Genomic DNA, 13,952 nt, shown 5'->3' on the forward strand with positions numbered 1-13,952 from the left:
GCGCCGTAAAGGCGCCGCAATATTGTCGATTTGGAGAACTCACGCTTCGCCAAACACCCGCCGGAAAATCGTGTCCACATGCTTCGTGTGGTAGCCAAGGTCGAACTTCTCGCGAATATCTTCTTCAGAAAGCGCAGCACGGACCTCCGCATCCGCCAGCAGCTCCTCCAGAAAATCCTTGCCCTGTTCCCAAACCTTCATGGCATTGCGCTGCACAAGGCGGTAGGCGTCTTCGCGGGAGGTGCCGGCTTGGGTCAGCGCCAACAGCACGCGCTGGGAGTGGACGAGGCCGCGGAATTTGTTGAGGTTCTTCTCCATGTTCTCAGGGTAGACCAGCAGCTTTTCGATGACGCCGGCGAGACGCGAGAGGGCGAAGTCGAGAGTCACGGTGGCGTCGGGGCCGATCATGCGTTCGACCGAGGAGTGGGAGATATCGCGCTCGTGCCAGAGTGCGACGTTTTCCATGGCCGGCAGGGCGTAGGAGCGGACCATGCGGGCGAGGCCGGTGAGGTTTTCAGTCAGCACCGGGTTGCGCTTGTGGGGCATGGCCGAGGAGCCCTTCTGGCCGGGGAGAATATTCCTCGGCTTCCAGAACCTCGGTGCGCTGCAGGTGGCGGATCTCGGTCGCCAGGCGCTCGATCGACGAGGCGACGACGCCGAGGGTGGCGAAGTACATGGCGTGGCGGTCGCGCGGGATGACCTGGGTCGAGACCGGCTCGGCTTTCAGGCCGAGCGCCTCGGCGACATGTTCCTCGACGCGCGGGTCGATATTGGCGAAGGTGCCGACGGCGCCCGAGATGGCGCAGGTCGCGACTTCCTCGCGGGCGGCGACGAGACGCTGGCGGCAACGCTCGAATTCGGCATAGGCGAGCGCCAGCTTGACGCCGAAGGTGGTGGGCTCGGCGTGGATGCCGTGCGAACGGCCGATGGTGACGGTGTCCTTATGTTCGAAGGCGCGGGTTTTCAGCGCTGCGAGCAGGCGCTCGATATCGGCGATCAGGATGTCGGTGGCGCGCACCAGCTGGACGTTGAAGCAGGTGTCGAGCACGTCTGACGAGGTCATGCCCTGGTGGACGAAGCGAGCATCCGGGCCGACGATTTCGGCAAGGTGGGTCAGGAAGGCGATGACGTCATGCTTGGTGACGGCCTCGATCTCGTCGATGCGGGCGACGTCGAAGGTGGCCGCACCGCCCTTTTCCCAGATCGTCTTTGCCGCCGATTTAGGGATGACGCCGAGCTCGGCCAGCGCGTCGCAGGCATGCGCCTCGATCTCGAACCAGATGCGGAACTTGGTTTCGGGAGACCAGATGGCGACCATTTCGGGCCGGGAATAACGCGGGATCATGGCGGCTGCCTTCACTTCAAGAGGTTTACTTCGATTTTCTTTGCGCAAAACCGCTGTGCAGTCTTGCCTGAATTGCTTCAACGCCCCTGTAGCAAAGACGGGCGGCAATCTCAACGCATGCGTTTGGCAAGATGATAGCTGCTGACGACAAGGCAGACGAGACCGAGCGGCAGGAAGAGCCGCAGGCCGATGACCAGGAACTGGTAGACGGCGCTGATGCTGGTGAAGACGAACTGAAAAGCCCAGACGACGCTGCCGAAAGGCGCGTGCCAGCGCGAATAGAAGAGCCGGTATTCCATGGCGAAGAGGAAGGCGGTCATGGCGATCGTCGCTGCCGTCAGCGTCACGAAAAAGGCGGCAAAACGCGCTTCCGGCGGCCTGTCATAGGCAAAGAAGCGGGCAACCGGCAGGGCAAGGGGCCACGCGAACAGTCCGCCGGCGAAATACAGCGCGGCGACTTCGGCAAGCCGGCTCGTCTGCAGGCCGTTGCGCAGGTAAAGGCCGAGCATGGCGGAAGCGAGCATCTGCGCGCCCCAGAACAATGCGCCGGCAATCAGATCGGGGTAGGGCGGCCGCGCGGCTCTCAGACGATCCATTTTCGGGCGATCTGTCTTAGAGCGATCCGTGCTGGGGCGATCCGGGCTCGGGCCATCCATCCCTGGGCGATCCGGGTTCAGGGATGAACCGGAACGGCGATCCAGCGTCCGTTCCTGTCGGCGTCGAAGGCCAGGATCAAGGCGATGTGAACCTGGTCTCCGGCTTCCGGCTGATAGACCACCGCGCCGCCGATCCGGTATTCCACAGAACAGGCGCGCTCGGCCGGAATCGCCGTCGCCTGCCGTGCCGCCTGGCGGTTCGGAGCGCCTTGTTTTTCGATCATCTGCAGGCTGAAACCAAGGACCCGCTTGTCGACTGCTGCGCAATCCTTCGGCGTCGGCACCGGCATCTCACCGAGCGACAGCGTATAGGGCGATTTCGGCGGGCCATCGGTCGCGAGCGTGGTGTAGCGGATGGTCTTTGCGGGAGAACCGAGCTCAGTTGGCGGATTGAAGGCGGCGATGAGGCCCGGATTGGTGAGCAGATCGTATTTGTCCATCTGGCTGCGCGCTGCCGTCAGGTTCTGCCGCCGCGCCTTGGAAAGATTGGCGTCCTTCTCGGTCATCTCGGTGCGGAAGGGGGTGCCCTCGAGATACTGGCCGTTTTCAGTATCGATGAAATAGGTGTTGGAGTAAGGAGCGCCGCCTTCCTCCTTGATGCCGAATTCCTGAAATCCGAACACCTTGCCATCGGCGGAAAAGCCGATCGGCTGGATATTGGCGATGTCGCCGGCCAGTGACAGGCCGGGCAATGCGGCGGCAAGCATGCCGCCGATGAGTAGACGCTTCATCATGATCGTGCCCCTTCGGCTGCCTGACGCAGATCGGCGATGGTCCGGCGATAATCCTCGACCGTCGCGCCCTTGAAAATCGCCGAGCCGGCGACGAGGACGTTGCCGCCGGCGCGGGCGATTGCCGGCGCCGTTTCCACCGTGACGCCGCCGTCGACCTCGAGTTCGATCGGCCTGTCACCGATCAGCGACTTCGCCGCCGCGATCTTGGCTCCCATCGCCGGAATGAACTTCTGGCCGCCGAAGCCGGGATTGACCGACATGATGAGGATGAGGTCGACATCGTCGAGCACGTTCTCGATGGCGCTGAGCGGGGTTGCCGGATTGAGCGTCACGCCGACCTTCTTGCCGAGATTGCGGATGGTCTGCAGCGAGCGATGCAGATGCGGCCCGGCTTCGGCATGGACGGTGATGCGGTCGCAGCCGGCCTTGGCAAAGGCCTCGAGATAGTCGTCGACCGGCGAGATCATCAGGTGGCAGTCGAAGGTCGCCGAGGTATAGGAGCGTAGCGACTTGATGACATCCGGACCGAAGGAGATGTTCGGCACGAAATGCCCGTCCATCACGTCGAGATGGATCCAGTCGGCGCCCGCGGCCGTGACGTTGCGCACCTCCTCGCCGAGCCTGGCGAAATCCGCCGCGAGGATCGAGGGGGCAATGCGAATGGGCAGCGTCATCAAGTTTTACTCCCTGTGGGCCGCCATTTGAGCGCGGTGCCCGATTTCAAGACTGGCGGCCGCCGCTTATTGCGTCGGCGCGCGAGGTGGAAAAAAGCCATTGCCCCGCCATTCGAGCAGGCGGTAGGGGTTTTGGGCAAGTTCGTGCGCGGCAGTGAAAGCGATGGCGCCGACCGGCGTCTGGAATGTCGTGCCGAGGAGCGTCTCCTGCAGCGGCTTGCCCGCGGCGGCCGCAGCTTCCGCCGCCTGGCCGGCGATCAGCGCTGCCGCGAGCGACGGCAGGACATAGCCTTCCGGCTCGATGCCCTTGGCGCTGAGAGCCTCGGCTGTCGCCGCGCCTTCCGGCAGAACGGCATATTCCGGCAGGGCGACGGCGCGCACGCCGGGGTCAAGCGGCAGCGGTTGGTCGGCGGCGCGCATGGCATCGCCGCCGAGGATGGAGAGCGGAATATTTTCTGCCTTGGCGTCGCGCGCGATGACGGCGACATCGTTGCGGTCGCCGCCGATGAAAACCCGGGTGGCGCCGGCGCGCTTCAGACGGCGGACGAGGGCAATCTGCTGCTCCTGTCCCGGCCGGTAAGTATCTGTAAAGATCGGCTTCAGGCCGTTCTGTTCCAGTGCGTTGCGCACCGCTTCGGTCAGTTCGCGGCCATGGATGGTGCCGTCTTCGATCAGGGCGATCGGATCGGCGGCCCAGTCCTTCAGGATCACTTCATTGATCTTTGCCGCTTCGGCGCCGTCGGCGGGCGCCAGACGAAAGAGCGGCCAGCCGTTCTTCAGCGCATCCTCCATCAGGATGCGGGAGCGCGCCGAGATGGTCATGGCGGGAATGCCCGCGTCTTTCAGCTTCGGCAGCGCGCCTTCCAGCGTCTCGCTGCAGAGAAAGCCGACCGCGACCTGCACCTTGGCAGCGACCAGCGCATCGGCAACCGTAGCGCCGCTATTGTCCTCGCAGGTCTCATTGATGGCGACGAGGGTGTTTCCGGATTGCTGGATCCCGAAACCGGCCCCAGTGGCAATCTGGGCGCCAAGCAAGGCGAGCGCGCCGTTCTGAGGGGCGACGACGCCGATCGTCACGCCGGCCGCATGGCCTTGCGCCGCCGCTCCCAGCAGCACCAGACAGGCTGCTATGCCACGCAGGTTGATCATGAAAGGCGGAGATCCCCTAGCCATCGTCCATGCCCTTTTATCCGCAAGGCTGCGATCGTCAAAGAAAAACAAGCGTGAAGCAGTGCTTTTCACTGGTCCTATTGTAGAAAAGGTAACCGATGCTCGCCATATTGGCGCGATAGCAAGTCGAACCATGGATCAAAGCGCGTACGGGAGAAGCAGGTGTTGAACAGGCAGCATATCGACCCCGGCCTTTATCGAGACGCCATGAGCCGTTATGCCGGCCATGTGCAGCTCGTGACGACGGCGATGGGCGAGTTGCGCCGCGGCGTCACCATCACCGCCGCCTGCTCGGTCTCGGACAATCCAGCCTCGGTGCTGATCTGCCTCAACAACAACAATTCGAAGAACGAAATCTTTTTCCGAAGCGGCATCTTCGTTCTGAACACGCTCGGCGCTCATCATCAGGGCGTTGCCGACGCCTTTTCCGGACGGACGGCGCTTGCCGATAGCGAACGTTTTGCCAGCGCCCGTTTCGAGACGCTGGTCACCGGCGCGCCTGTGCTGGCCGATGCGCTGGCTGCCTTCGATTGCCGGGTGACCGACATCAAGGAAATGCCGACGCACAATGTCATCTTCGGCGAGGTCGCGGCTGTGCGCTTCAGCGAAAAGCATCCGGCGCTCATCTATATGAACCGGGATTATCACGCGCTGTGATGGCCGCCACGGCCGGGATTTCGAGGGAATAGCGAATGGACAATGCCGGCATCGAGGAAATGTTTCAAGGTCTCGGCCCGGTCACGGTCAAGCGCATGTTCGGCGGCAAGGGCATTTATCATCTCGGGCGCATCATCGCGCTCGAAGTGCGCGACGAGATGCTGCTGAAGGCCGATGAGACGAGCGCCCCGGAATTTGCCGCCGCCGGCGCCACGCAATGGAGCTACGAGGGCAAGAAGGGCAAGCCGGTAAAGATGCCCTACTGGTCGATTCCCGACGAGGCCTACGACGATCCCGATTTGATGGCGAAATGGGTGCGGCTTGCCTATGAGGCGTCGCTGAGGGCCGATCGCTGACTGGATTCGGCTGAGGGCAGGGCTGCTATCGCCGCCTTGGTGAATGCCGAGAGCGGTTCCGGCAAATCCGTGAGCGGAAACCAGCCGAAATCGGAAAGCTTGTCCGGTTCGGTCAGTTGCGGCTCGCCGTCGACGTCGCGGGCGAGATAGAGAAGTGAAATCCAGTGCTGGCGGTCGGTATCGATGATCTGTTCGGTCACGGCGATCCGCTCGATGCGGCCGATCTTGAGGCCGGTTTCTTCCTCGGCCTCGCGGCGCGCGGCTTGCTCGGCCGGCTCCATATGATCGACCTTGCCGCCGACGATATTCCAGTAGCCGGCTTCCGGTGGGCGCACGCGTTTATAAAGAAGAATTTTGGCGTCGCGCAGAATGACCAAGCCAACGCCGAAGCCCGGAAAATCGAGACCGGGCTTACCCATTGGCCGTTCAGACCTTGGCGCTGCCGGCGATCAGCATGAAGGCGGGGATATCGTCGCCGAAGCCGACCGGGGTCGGGCCGTCATCATGGTCGCGATGGCGGCGGCGGTCGCGGCTGTCGTCGTTTGCCGGATAAGGCCGGCTGTTGCGCGCATTGTTTTGCGGCTTCTGCTCTGCTTTGCGCTCGTTCTTCACGATGTCGGCCTTTACTGGTGCTGCCTGGATCACTTGGACGTCATTATCCTGTATGTCGTTATCAGATTTATGACCTGCGGCGCTGCGATTGCCGCGTCCGCGACCACGATCCCTGTCGCCGCGTTCACCCTTTGCGCCACGTTCGCGGCTGTTGCGCCGCGGGCGCTCGCTGTCGGCGCTTTCTTCTGCCGGCGGCAGGGAATTCACATCGCCGCTCAGCCATTCCACTTTCTCGCCGATCAGCTTTTCGATCGCGTCGACGAATTTGCTGTCGCGCTTGGTGACGAGCGTGAAGGAGGCGCCTGAGCGGCCGGCACGGCCGGTGCGGCCGATGCGGTGGACGTAATCCTCGGAATGGATCGGCACGTCGAAATTGAAGACGTGGCTGACATCGGGAATGTCGAGGCCGCGGGCAGCGACGTCTGAGGCAACCAGCAGCTGCAGATTGCCGTCACGGAAGCTCTGCAGCGTCATCGTGCGGGAGCGCTGGTCCATGTCGCCATGTAGCGCGCCGACGGAGAAGCCGTGGCGTTCCAGCGACCGGAAGAGGTCGGCAACATCCTTCTTGCGGTTGCAGAAGATGATGGCGTTCTTGAGTTCCGTCTGGGCGCGGACGAGTTCGCGCAGAACCGCGCGCTTCTCGTAGTCCTTGCTGTGCGAGGCGACGAAGCGCTGCGTCACGGTCTTTGCGGCCGAGGCGGGCTTTGCGACTTCGATGCGTTCCGGATTCTGCAGGAACCGGTCGGCGAGCTTCTGGATCTCCGGCGGCATGGTTGCCGAGAAGAACAGCGTCTGGCGGGTGAACGGGATCATCTTGGCGATGCGCTCGATATCGGGGATGAAGCCCATGTCAAGCATGCGGTCGGCCTCGTCGATAACGAGGATCTCGACGCCGCTCATCAACAGCTTGCCGCGCTCGAAATGGTCGAGCAGGCGGCCGGGCGTGCAGATCAGCACATCGGCGCCGCGCTCGAGCTTGCGGTCCTGGTCCTCGAAGGAAACGCCGCCGATCAGAAGGGCGACGTTGAGACGGTGGTTCTTGCCGTATTTTTCGAAATTCTCGGCAACCTGGGCGGCGAGTTCGCGCGTCGGCTCGAGAATCAGCGTGCGGGGCATGCGGGCGCGGGCCCGGCCCTTTTCCAGAAGCGACAGCATCGGCAGAACGAAGGATGCCGTCTTGCCGGTGCCCGTCTGCGCGATGCCGCAAATATCGCGACGCTCGAGCGCAAACGGAATGGCTCCCGCCTGAATAGGCGTGGGTATCGTGTAGCCCGCGTCGGTAACAGCGGATAGCACTTTTTGGCTCAAGCCAAGGTCAGCGAATGTCGTCAAAGGGAAAACTGTTTCCGTTCCGGTTCGGCCGAGCTCTGAACGAGTTGGCGGGATTGCATGCCGCAATGCAGCGCGACATAGCCCCGAATGGCCGGCAAGTCAAGAAATAGAGAGGCCGCACCCCATACAGAGTGAAGCCATGGTTACCTGACGGCTGTTACTTGATATAGGTGGCGAGTTTAAGGCCCGCATTCATGAAATATACTGGATCGACCGCGTGCCCGTCCTGGCGCACTTCATAGTGCAGATGCGTTCCCGTCGAGCGGCCGGTGCTGCCGGCGAGGCCGATGACGTCACTGCGGCCGACCGTGTCGCCGACCTTGACCAGCACCTGGGACATATGGCCGTAGCGTGTCGAGATGCCGTTGCCGTGGTCGACCTCGACCATGTTGCCGTAACCGCCGGTCCAGCCGGCCGCGATGACCTTGCCCGGCGCCGACGGGCGGATCTTCTCACCCGGCGAAAAGCGGAAATCGATGCCGGAATGCAGCGCGAGGCGGCCGAGGAAAGGGTCGCGGCGATTGCCGAAGGGACTGGTCACGTCCTTGCCGATGGCGGGATTGCGGAAGGGAAGGGATTCGGCGGTGCTGCGCACGGCCTCCAGCCGGGTCAGCGCGCCGTCGAGTGCTGCCAGTGAATTGTTGAAATCATCGTTGCTTTCAGGCTCGACATAGGGGCCGCCGACGGCATCGTCGCCCTGCCGCCCCGCAGACTCCTCAGGCACCGGAATTTTGAAGCGGGTCAGCACGTTGCCGATGGCATCGGCGGCGTTGCCGGCGTCGCTCGTCAGCTGTTCGACACGGTTGCGCTGGTCCTGTTCGACACCCTTCAGCGACAGCGTTACATTGGAGAAGATGCGGTCGGCGCGGTCGCCGACCGTTTCGGCGGAGGGCACATAGGCAAGCGTCAAATTGTCGGGCGTCGCATCGGCGGGCGCGCCGCTCGCCAGCTGTTTCTCAATCGCCTCGATGCCGCCGCCGGTCAGCGAAGCGCGCTTGTCCTTGATCTCAGGGGCAAAGGACTGAATCGGCGAAGACGGCTCGGGCAGGGCGCCGGACTTTTCCGTCAGGCCGGAGCTTTCGGCCCGGTCGAGCAGATTATCGAGCTTGCCGTGGCGCGACGTCAGCGCCATCTGCTGTTCCATCAACTTGTCGACCTTGTCCTCGACCACCTGCTGGTCGAGAAGCTGGCGGGAGGTGATGCGGTCGACCTGGGCGCGAAGAGCGGCGATGCGGTCCTCATAGTCATGCTGCATCCGGGCTTGCCGCGCCATGGTGGCGCCGATCAGGTCGTCGCGCAGCACGAGATAGGAGGTGGCCAGCAGATAGCCGATCGAGAAGACGCCGATGAAGCAGAAGGCGAGAGCGGCCATCCACGGCCGGACCGTCATGTGGCGGACCTTGTCGCCGCTTGCGAGGATCAGGATGTGCTCCTGCGCCCGCTTGCCGAATACCCGGTGCTGATGTCCGCTGTTCACGCAGGCTCTCCCGACTGATGCACTACGCCTCTTTCGGAAAATTAGACACGTTTATGGTTAACGAATGCTTTCTTTGTCGCTGTCCGTGTAGAAAATACCAGCGATTTCAGGCATGGCTGATCGATGCCAGCGAGCGGTAGAAGGACGGCGTCAGCCCGGCCTCGGCGCGCGCGAGATCGTTGAAGGGCGGTTTCAGCGGCCCGCGGAAATTGGCGCGCACCAGATCCCGAAAGGCCTTTGCCGGATCGCGCTTCTCCCGGGCGCAGAGGAAGCGGAACCATTTGGCGCCGACCGCGACATGACCTTTCTCGTCGTTGTAGATGACGTCGAGAACCGCGGCACTTTCGAGGTCGCCGGTCTGGCGCATTTTCGCCTGCAGCGACGGCGTGACGTCGAGGCCGCGGGCTTCGAGAATCAGCGGCACGACGGCGAGCCTTGCCGTCAGGTCGTTGCGCGTCGAATGGGCCGCCTGCCAGAGCCCGTCATGGGCGGGGAGATCGCCGTAATCGGCGCCGAGATCGTTGAGACGGGCGCGCACCAAGCGAAAATGCTTGGCCTCCTCGAAGGCAACCTGCATCCAGCCGTCGAAAAAGGAATTCGGCACCTGTTCGGTGGCGAATCGCGCAACGATATCTAGCGCCAGATCGACAGCATTGAGCTCGATATGGGCGATGGCATGGAGCAGAGCGATCCGACCTTTCAGCGTATGCAGTGAGCGCTTTTCCACCTGGGTCGGCGGCGTCAGCAACGGCCGGTCGGGACGACCGGGCCTCTCCGGCATGGCCGCATCGAGCGGCGAGCGCAGCGACACCCGGCGGGCGAACCAGCGGGTGGCGCTTTCCTGCGCAAGCGCCGTCTTGCGGTCGAGATCAGCGGAGCAGATGGCATCGATGGCGCCGCCGCGCAGCGAGGTCATCGCGAGGTCGCCGGTCACGCAGCCAGATTCCGCACGGCCTCAAGCACGGTTTCGGCGTGGCCCTGCACCTTCACCTTCTGCCAGATCGTGGCGATCGTGCCGTCCTGGCGGATCAGGAAGGTGGTGCGCTCGACGCCCATGAAGTTACGGCCGTACATGCTCTTTTCCTTCCAGACACCGTAGGCCTGCAGCGTCGTCTTCTCCTCGTCCGAGGCGAGCGCTACCGAAAGACGGTGCTTCCTGACGAACTTGTCATGGCAGGCGGCCGAATCGGGCGACATGCCGATTACGGCTGCACCCGCGGCTTCGAACTCGCTTGCCAACGCGGTGAAGGCCAATGACTCGGCGGTGCAGCCTGTTGTATCGTCCTTGGGATAGAAGAACAGGACGAGCGGCCGACCCTGGAATTCGGCCAGCGAGATGCGGCCGCCGCCGTCGCGGGGAAGGTTGAAATCAGGAGCCGTGGCGCCGATGCCGGGAACCGCCATTGGGAAAACCTTTCTTTTGCCGGGTTTGTGGATGACACTTTCTCTCCCCGAATTATATAGTGGACGGAAACCCGTCCAGCATGCCGGGTTCAATTCTTCACTTAAAGGGAGAGCCCGAAGGCGCATGTCAGCCATCCGCGGCGAAAAGGTCACGTTTCGCAAGAAGGATATCGTTGCGCTGGACCGCTTGCCGTCCGCCCAGGCCGAGGATCCGATCATCGTCTCTTGCCCGCCGCCGCGTTCTCCTATGCGGCGCACGGCGAAGCTGACGGCCGGATTTCTGGGGGTGATTCTGCTTATCCTCGCCGGAATTGTCTTCACCGTCGAGAGCGGCATGTTCGACAAGCCGCTGTCGCAGCAGGCGCAGGCGGCGTTGAACGGCGTGGCCGGACCGCGCTACCGCGCCGAGGTCGGCTCCACCGTCATCCGTTTCACCTCGGATTTCCGGCTGGCGCTGGAAGCGCGCAACGTCAACATGATCGACGAGCAGAGCGGCCAGCACCTGTCGACGACGGGCTCGGTGCGGCTGGGGCTCGATCCGCTGCAGCTTTTCCGCGGCCGCATCGCCGTCACCGACATCGAAGCCGACGATATCGCGCTCGATACCGCTCTGTTGCCCTCCGGCAATCCTCTGACGCTCGACGATTTTCGCATCGACGCCATGCCGGCAGCGATGGAGAAGATCTTCTCGCAGTTCGACATGTTCGACAGTGTCGTCACGCGCGGCTCGACCAGCTCCGTGCGCATCTCCGGCATCGACATCAAGCTTGCCGACACCGCCAACGGCCCGCTGTCGCTGGTCGTCGACGATCTTGTCTTTGCCCATGCCGGCCCATCCTCACTGCAGTTGACCGGCGAAGTGGCGCTGAACGGCGAGGTGGCCGAGCTCGAGGTGCTGGCCGAAAAGGAAGCCGGCCACGTGTCGAAGGTGGTGGCGACGCTCAAGCATGCCGACCTCACGCCCTTTGCGCTGAAACGCAACGATCAGGGCGTGATCCGACAGGGGCTCAGTGCCTTTGCCGATTTGACGGTATCGGCCACCAGGGAACGCGATGGCGTGCAGCCGGCACTTGCGGCGACCGTCGACATCGATCCCGGCCAGATCTATGCCGACGGCGATCCGCAGGAACTGTCGGGCGGGCAGATCAACCTCGTTTATGATTTCGCCAAGCAGACGCTCGAAATCGCCCGGTCGAACGCCCGCTTCGGCGCGACCACGGTTCCGATCAACGGCGCGCTGATCGATCTCGACAAGCTCGACCCGCAGGCCGGCAAGGGCTTCGGCATCGATCTTCTGGTCAGCGGCGGCTCGGCAGCACCCGGCGGCTCCGGCGAGCAGCCGCTCTCCTTCGATATCCAGGCGACCGGGCGCTACCTGGTCGCCGGGCGGGAATTTCTATTTCCCAACATGACCGTCTCCAGTCCGCTCGGCGCGCTATACGGGGCACTGCACGTCAAGCTCGGGAGCAAATCGCCGGAGATCAGCTTTGCCGGCCAGTCGGCACAGCTGCAGACGACGGCGATCAAGCAGCTCTGGCCGTTCTGGATGGCGCCCAAGGTGCGCACCTGGGTGCACGGCAACCTCTTCGGCGGCAGCGTAGCCAACGCCTCCATCTCGGTCTTCATTCCCTTCGGCAGGCTGGACGAGGCAGCCGGCGGCAAGGGACTGAAGCTCGACGCCAACCAGATCCGCATCGGCTTCGACATCGCGGATGCGCGGATGAACATCGCCGGCGACATTCCGCCGGTTCGCGATATGGCGGCCCATTTCGACCTGACCGGTCCGGTTGCGACGATCGCGATCAAGAGCGGCACGTCGTTTTTCCCCTCCGGCCGGTCCGTCGGTCTCGGGCAGGGGACGTTCACCCTACCCGCCACGTACGACAAGCCGCTGATGGCCGATATCGATCTTGCGATCTCCGGGACAGCGGATGCCGTCGGCGAGCTTCTGACCTACAGGCCGATCCGGGTGCTGCAGCGCGCCGGCTTTGCGCCCGACGATCTCAAGGGGCGGATCGAGGCGAATGTGAAGGCGCATTTCGGCTTGCTCTCCTCGCAGAATCCGCCGCCGGCCGAATGGACGGCGGCGATGAAGCTCACCGATATCGATCTTGCCAAGCCGTTCTCCGGCCGCACGATCAGCAATCTCGACGGGACGCTGAACGGCAATCCGAAACAGATCACGCTGGATGCCAAGGCCCAGATCGACGGCGTCCCGGCCGATATCGATCTTGCCGAACCGGTCGAGGCCTCCGATGGCGCGAAGCGGACGCGGGTGATCACCGCGACGCTTTCCGAGGAGCAGCGCAACAAGCTGATACCCGGCCTTTCCGGCATCATCGGCGGCAGCGTCAAGATGGTGCTGACGCGGATCGACGACGACCGGCAGGATGTGCAGCTCGACCTGACCAAGTCGCAACTCGACCTGCCATGGATCGGCTGGTCGAAGGGCAGCGGTATTGCCGCGACGGCCGAATTCGAAACATCCGGCCCGGCCGACAATACCCAGATCAAGAATTTCCGGCTGAAAGGCGACGGTTTCGGCGCCAACGGTTCGATGAACATTGGCAAAGGCGGGCTGATCTCGGCCGATTTCGACAGCGTCAAACTCTCCTCGCTTGACGATTTTGCCCTGTCGGTGAAACGCAGCAAGGGCAATTTCGACGTCTCGGTCTCCGGCGACAGCGCCGATGCGCGGCCTGTCATCGCACGATTGAAATCGGGCTCGGGCGATGGCGATGATGACGGGGATGGCGGCGACACCGGCGTATCGGTGCGCGCCAGGCTGAAAAATGTCATCGGGTTCAACGACGAGAAGATCGGCAATTTCCAGGCGCAGGTGTCACTGCGCGGTGACAAGCTGCAGGCGCTGAACTTTTCGGCCGTGACCGACAGCGGCGAAGCCGTGGTCAGCCAGATGAAGGATGGCGGCGTCATCAACATCACCAGCGGCGATGCCGGCGCGGTGTGGCGTTTCGCCGATCTCTACCAGCACATGCAGGGCGGCCTGCTCAATCTGGCGATCCGGCTTTCGGCAGAGGGCGGCTGGGACGGCTCGCTCGACGTGCGCCGTTTCTCGATCGTCAACGAACAACGGCTGCGCTCGATCGTCTCGACGCCGGTTGGAAATGAGCAGCGCAGCCTCAACGAAGCCGTCAAGCGTGACATCGATACCTCTTCGCAACGCTTCCAGCGCGGCTTTGCCCGCGTCGTTTCGCGCAATGGCATGGTCGGCATCGAGAACGGCGTGCTGCGCGGCGACCAGATCGGCGCAACCTTCCAAGGCATTGTGCGCGATCGCAAGGGCAACATGGACATGACCGGCACCTTCATGCCGGCCTACGGCCTCAACCGGCTGTTTGCCGAATTGCCGCTGATCGGCGTCATCCTCGGCAACGGCAGCGATCGCGGCCTGATCGGCATCACCTTCAAACTCACCGGCAAATTCGACCAGCCGAACCTGCAGATCAATCCGCTGTCGATCATTGCGCCGGGTGTATTCCGGCAGATCTTCGAATTCCAATAGGCAGGGCCG

12 protein-coding genes and 1 pseudogene are annotated in these 13,952 nt (G+C 63.2%); 3 read left to right on the top strand and 10 right to left on the bottom strand.

Annotation, left to right across the window (positions count from 1 at the left end; genetic code table 11):
* Positions 1 to 39: 39 nt before the first annotated feature.
* The 5 genes and pseudogenes from purB to MF410_RS07245 all read right to left on the bottom strand — a co-directional run bounded on the left by purB (position 40) and on the right by MF410_RS07245 (position 4,558).
* Positions 40 to 1,345 (bottom strand): annotated as a pseudogene (gene purB, locus MF410_RS07225) (adenylosuccinate lyase).
* 110 nt (positions 1,346 to 1,455) lie between these two features.
* The gene (locus MF410_RS07230) at positions 1,456 to 1,941 is read right to left on the bottom strand and encodes a hypothetical protein (protein ID WP_097628614.1); all 486 of its coding nucleotides are present in this window, start codon (positions 1,939 to 1,941) and stop codon (positions 1,456 to 1,458) included.
* 77 nt (positions 1,942 to 2,018) lie between these two features.
* Positions 2,019 to 2,735 (bottom strand): DUF2259 domain-containing protein, encoded by a 717-nt coding sequence (locus MF410_RS07235; protein WP_097628615.1) that lies wholly within the window; start codon positions 2,733 to 2,735, stop codon positions 2,019 to 2,021.
* Positions 2,732 to 3,409: a ribulose-phosphate 3-epimerase gene (gene rpe, locus MF410_RS07240; RefSeq protein WP_097628616.1), complete on the bottom strand. Its 678-nt coding sequence runs from the start codon at positions 3,407 to 3,409 to the stop codon at positions 2,732 to 2,734. Before rpe ends, MF410_RS07235 begins: the two co-directional genes overlap by 4 nt.
* 66 nt (positions 3,410 to 3,475) lie before the next feature.
* Positions 3,476 to 4,558: an ABC transporter substrate-binding protein gene (locus MF410_RS07245; protein WP_097628617.1), complete on the bottom strand. Its 1,083-nt coding sequence runs from the start codon at positions 4,556 to 4,558 to the stop codon at positions 3,476 to 3,478.
* Between the two features lie 183 nt (positions 4,559 to 4,741).
* Between MF410_RS07245 and MF410_RS07250 the strand changes: the two genes are divergently transcribed.
* Together MF410_RS07250 and MF410_RS07255 are read left to right on the top strand one after the other, a co-directional pair.
* Positions 4,742 to 5,236: a flavin reductase gene (locus MF410_RS07250; RefSeq protein WP_097628618.1), complete on the top strand. Its 495-nt coding sequence runs from the start codon at positions 4,742 to 4,744 to the stop codon at positions 5,234 to 5,236.
* Between the two features lie 35 nt (positions 5,237 to 5,271).
* Entirely contained in the window at positions 5,272 to 5,592 is a 321-nt protein-coding gene (locus MF410_RS07255; RefSeq protein WP_097628619.1) for a TfoX/Sxy family protein, read from the top strand.
* On the opposite strand, the gene MF410_RS07260 is transcribed toward MF410_RS07255, so the two are convergent.
* From MF410_RS07260 to MF410_RS07280, 5 genes are all read right to left on the bottom strand, one after another.
* Positions 5,562 to 6,011: an NUDIX domain-containing protein gene (locus MF410_RS07260; protein ID WP_097628620.1), complete on the bottom strand. Its 450-nt coding sequence runs from the start codon at positions 6,009 to 6,011 to the stop codon at positions 5,562 to 5,564. The genes MF410_RS07255 and MF410_RS07260 overlap by 31 nt on opposite strands.
* A gap of 7 nt (positions 6,012 to 6,018) precedes the next feature.
* On the bottom strand, positions 6,019 to 7,536 hold the full coding sequence (locus MF410_RS07265; RefSeq protein WP_097628621.1) for a DEAD/DEAH box helicase: 1,518 nt from the start codon (positions 7,534 to 7,536) through the stop codon (positions 6,019 to 6,021).
* Between the two features lie 157 nt (positions 7,537 to 7,693).
* Positions 7,694 to 9,013, bottom strand: coding sequence for a peptidoglycan DD-metalloendopeptidase family protein (locus tag MF410_RS07270; RefSeq protein WP_097628622.1), 1,320 nt, complete (start codon positions 9,011 to 9,013; stop codon positions 7,694 to 7,696).
* A gap of 106 nt (positions 9,014 to 9,119) precedes the next feature.
* Positions 9,120 to 9,947, bottom strand: a complete 828-nt coding sequence (locus tag MF410_RS07275; protein ID WP_097628623.1) for a ferritin-like domain-containing protein — start codon at positions 9,945 to 9,947, stop codon at positions 9,120 to 9,122.
* On the bottom strand, positions 9,944 to 10,417 hold the full coding sequence (locus tag MF410_RS07280; RefSeq protein WP_003586264.1) for a peroxiredoxin: 474 nt from the start codon (positions 10,415 to 10,417) through the stop codon (positions 9,944 to 9,946). Before MF410_RS07280 ends, MF410_RS07275 begins: the two co-directional genes overlap by 4 nt.
* A 124-nt stretch (positions 10,418 to 10,541) precedes the next feature.
* Between MF410_RS07280 and MF410_RS07285 the strand changes: the two genes are divergently transcribed.
* Complete coding sequence (locus MF410_RS07285) at positions 10,542 to 13,943, top strand: AsmA-like C-terminal domain-containing protein (protein WP_097628624.1); 3,402 nt, start codon at positions 10,542 to 10,544, stop codon at positions 13,941 to 13,943.
* Positions 13,944 to 13,952: the final 9 nt, after the last annotated feature.

Source organism: Rhizobium sp. C104, from assembly GCF_022354505.1.
Taxonomy (GTDB): domain Bacteria; phylum Pseudomonadota; class Alphaproteobacteria; order Rhizobiales; family Rhizobiaceae; genus Rhizobium; species Rhizobium redzepovicii.

Bases quoted from the DNA above. Each gene is read 5' to 3' on its own strand.
- MF410_RS07245 (WP_097628617.1), bottom strand. From the start codon at position 4,558: ATGATCAACCTGCGTGGCATAGCAGCCTGTCTGGTGCTGCTGGGAGCG.
- MF410_RS07230 (WP_097628614.1), bottom strand. From the start codon at position 1,941: ATGGATCGTCTGAGAGCCGCGCGGCCGCCCTACCCCGATCTGATTGCC.
- MF410_RS07280 (WP_003586264.1), bottom strand. From the start codon at position 10,417: ATGGCGGTTCCCGGCATCGGCGCCACGGCTCCTGATTTCAACCTTCCC.
- rpe (WP_097628616.1), bottom strand. From the start codon at position 3,409: ATGACGCTGCCCATTCGCATTGCCCCCTCGATCCTCGCGGCGGATTTC.
- MF410_RS07260 (WP_097628620.1), bottom strand. From the start codon at position 6,011: ATGGGTAAGCCCGGTCTCGATTTTCCGGGCTTCGGCGTTGGCTTGGTC.
- MF410_RS07285 (WP_097628624.1), top strand. From the start codon at position 10,542: ATGTCAGCCATCCGCGGCGAAAAGGTCACGTTTCGCAAGAAGGATATC.
- MF410_RS07255 (WP_097628619.1), top strand. From the start codon at position 5,272: ATGGACAATGCCGGCATCGAGGAAATGTTTCAAGGTCTCGGCCCGGTC.
- MF410_RS07235 (WP_097628615.1), bottom strand. From the start codon at position 2,735: ATGATGAAGCGTCTACTCATCGGCGGCATGCTTGCCGCCGCATTGCCC.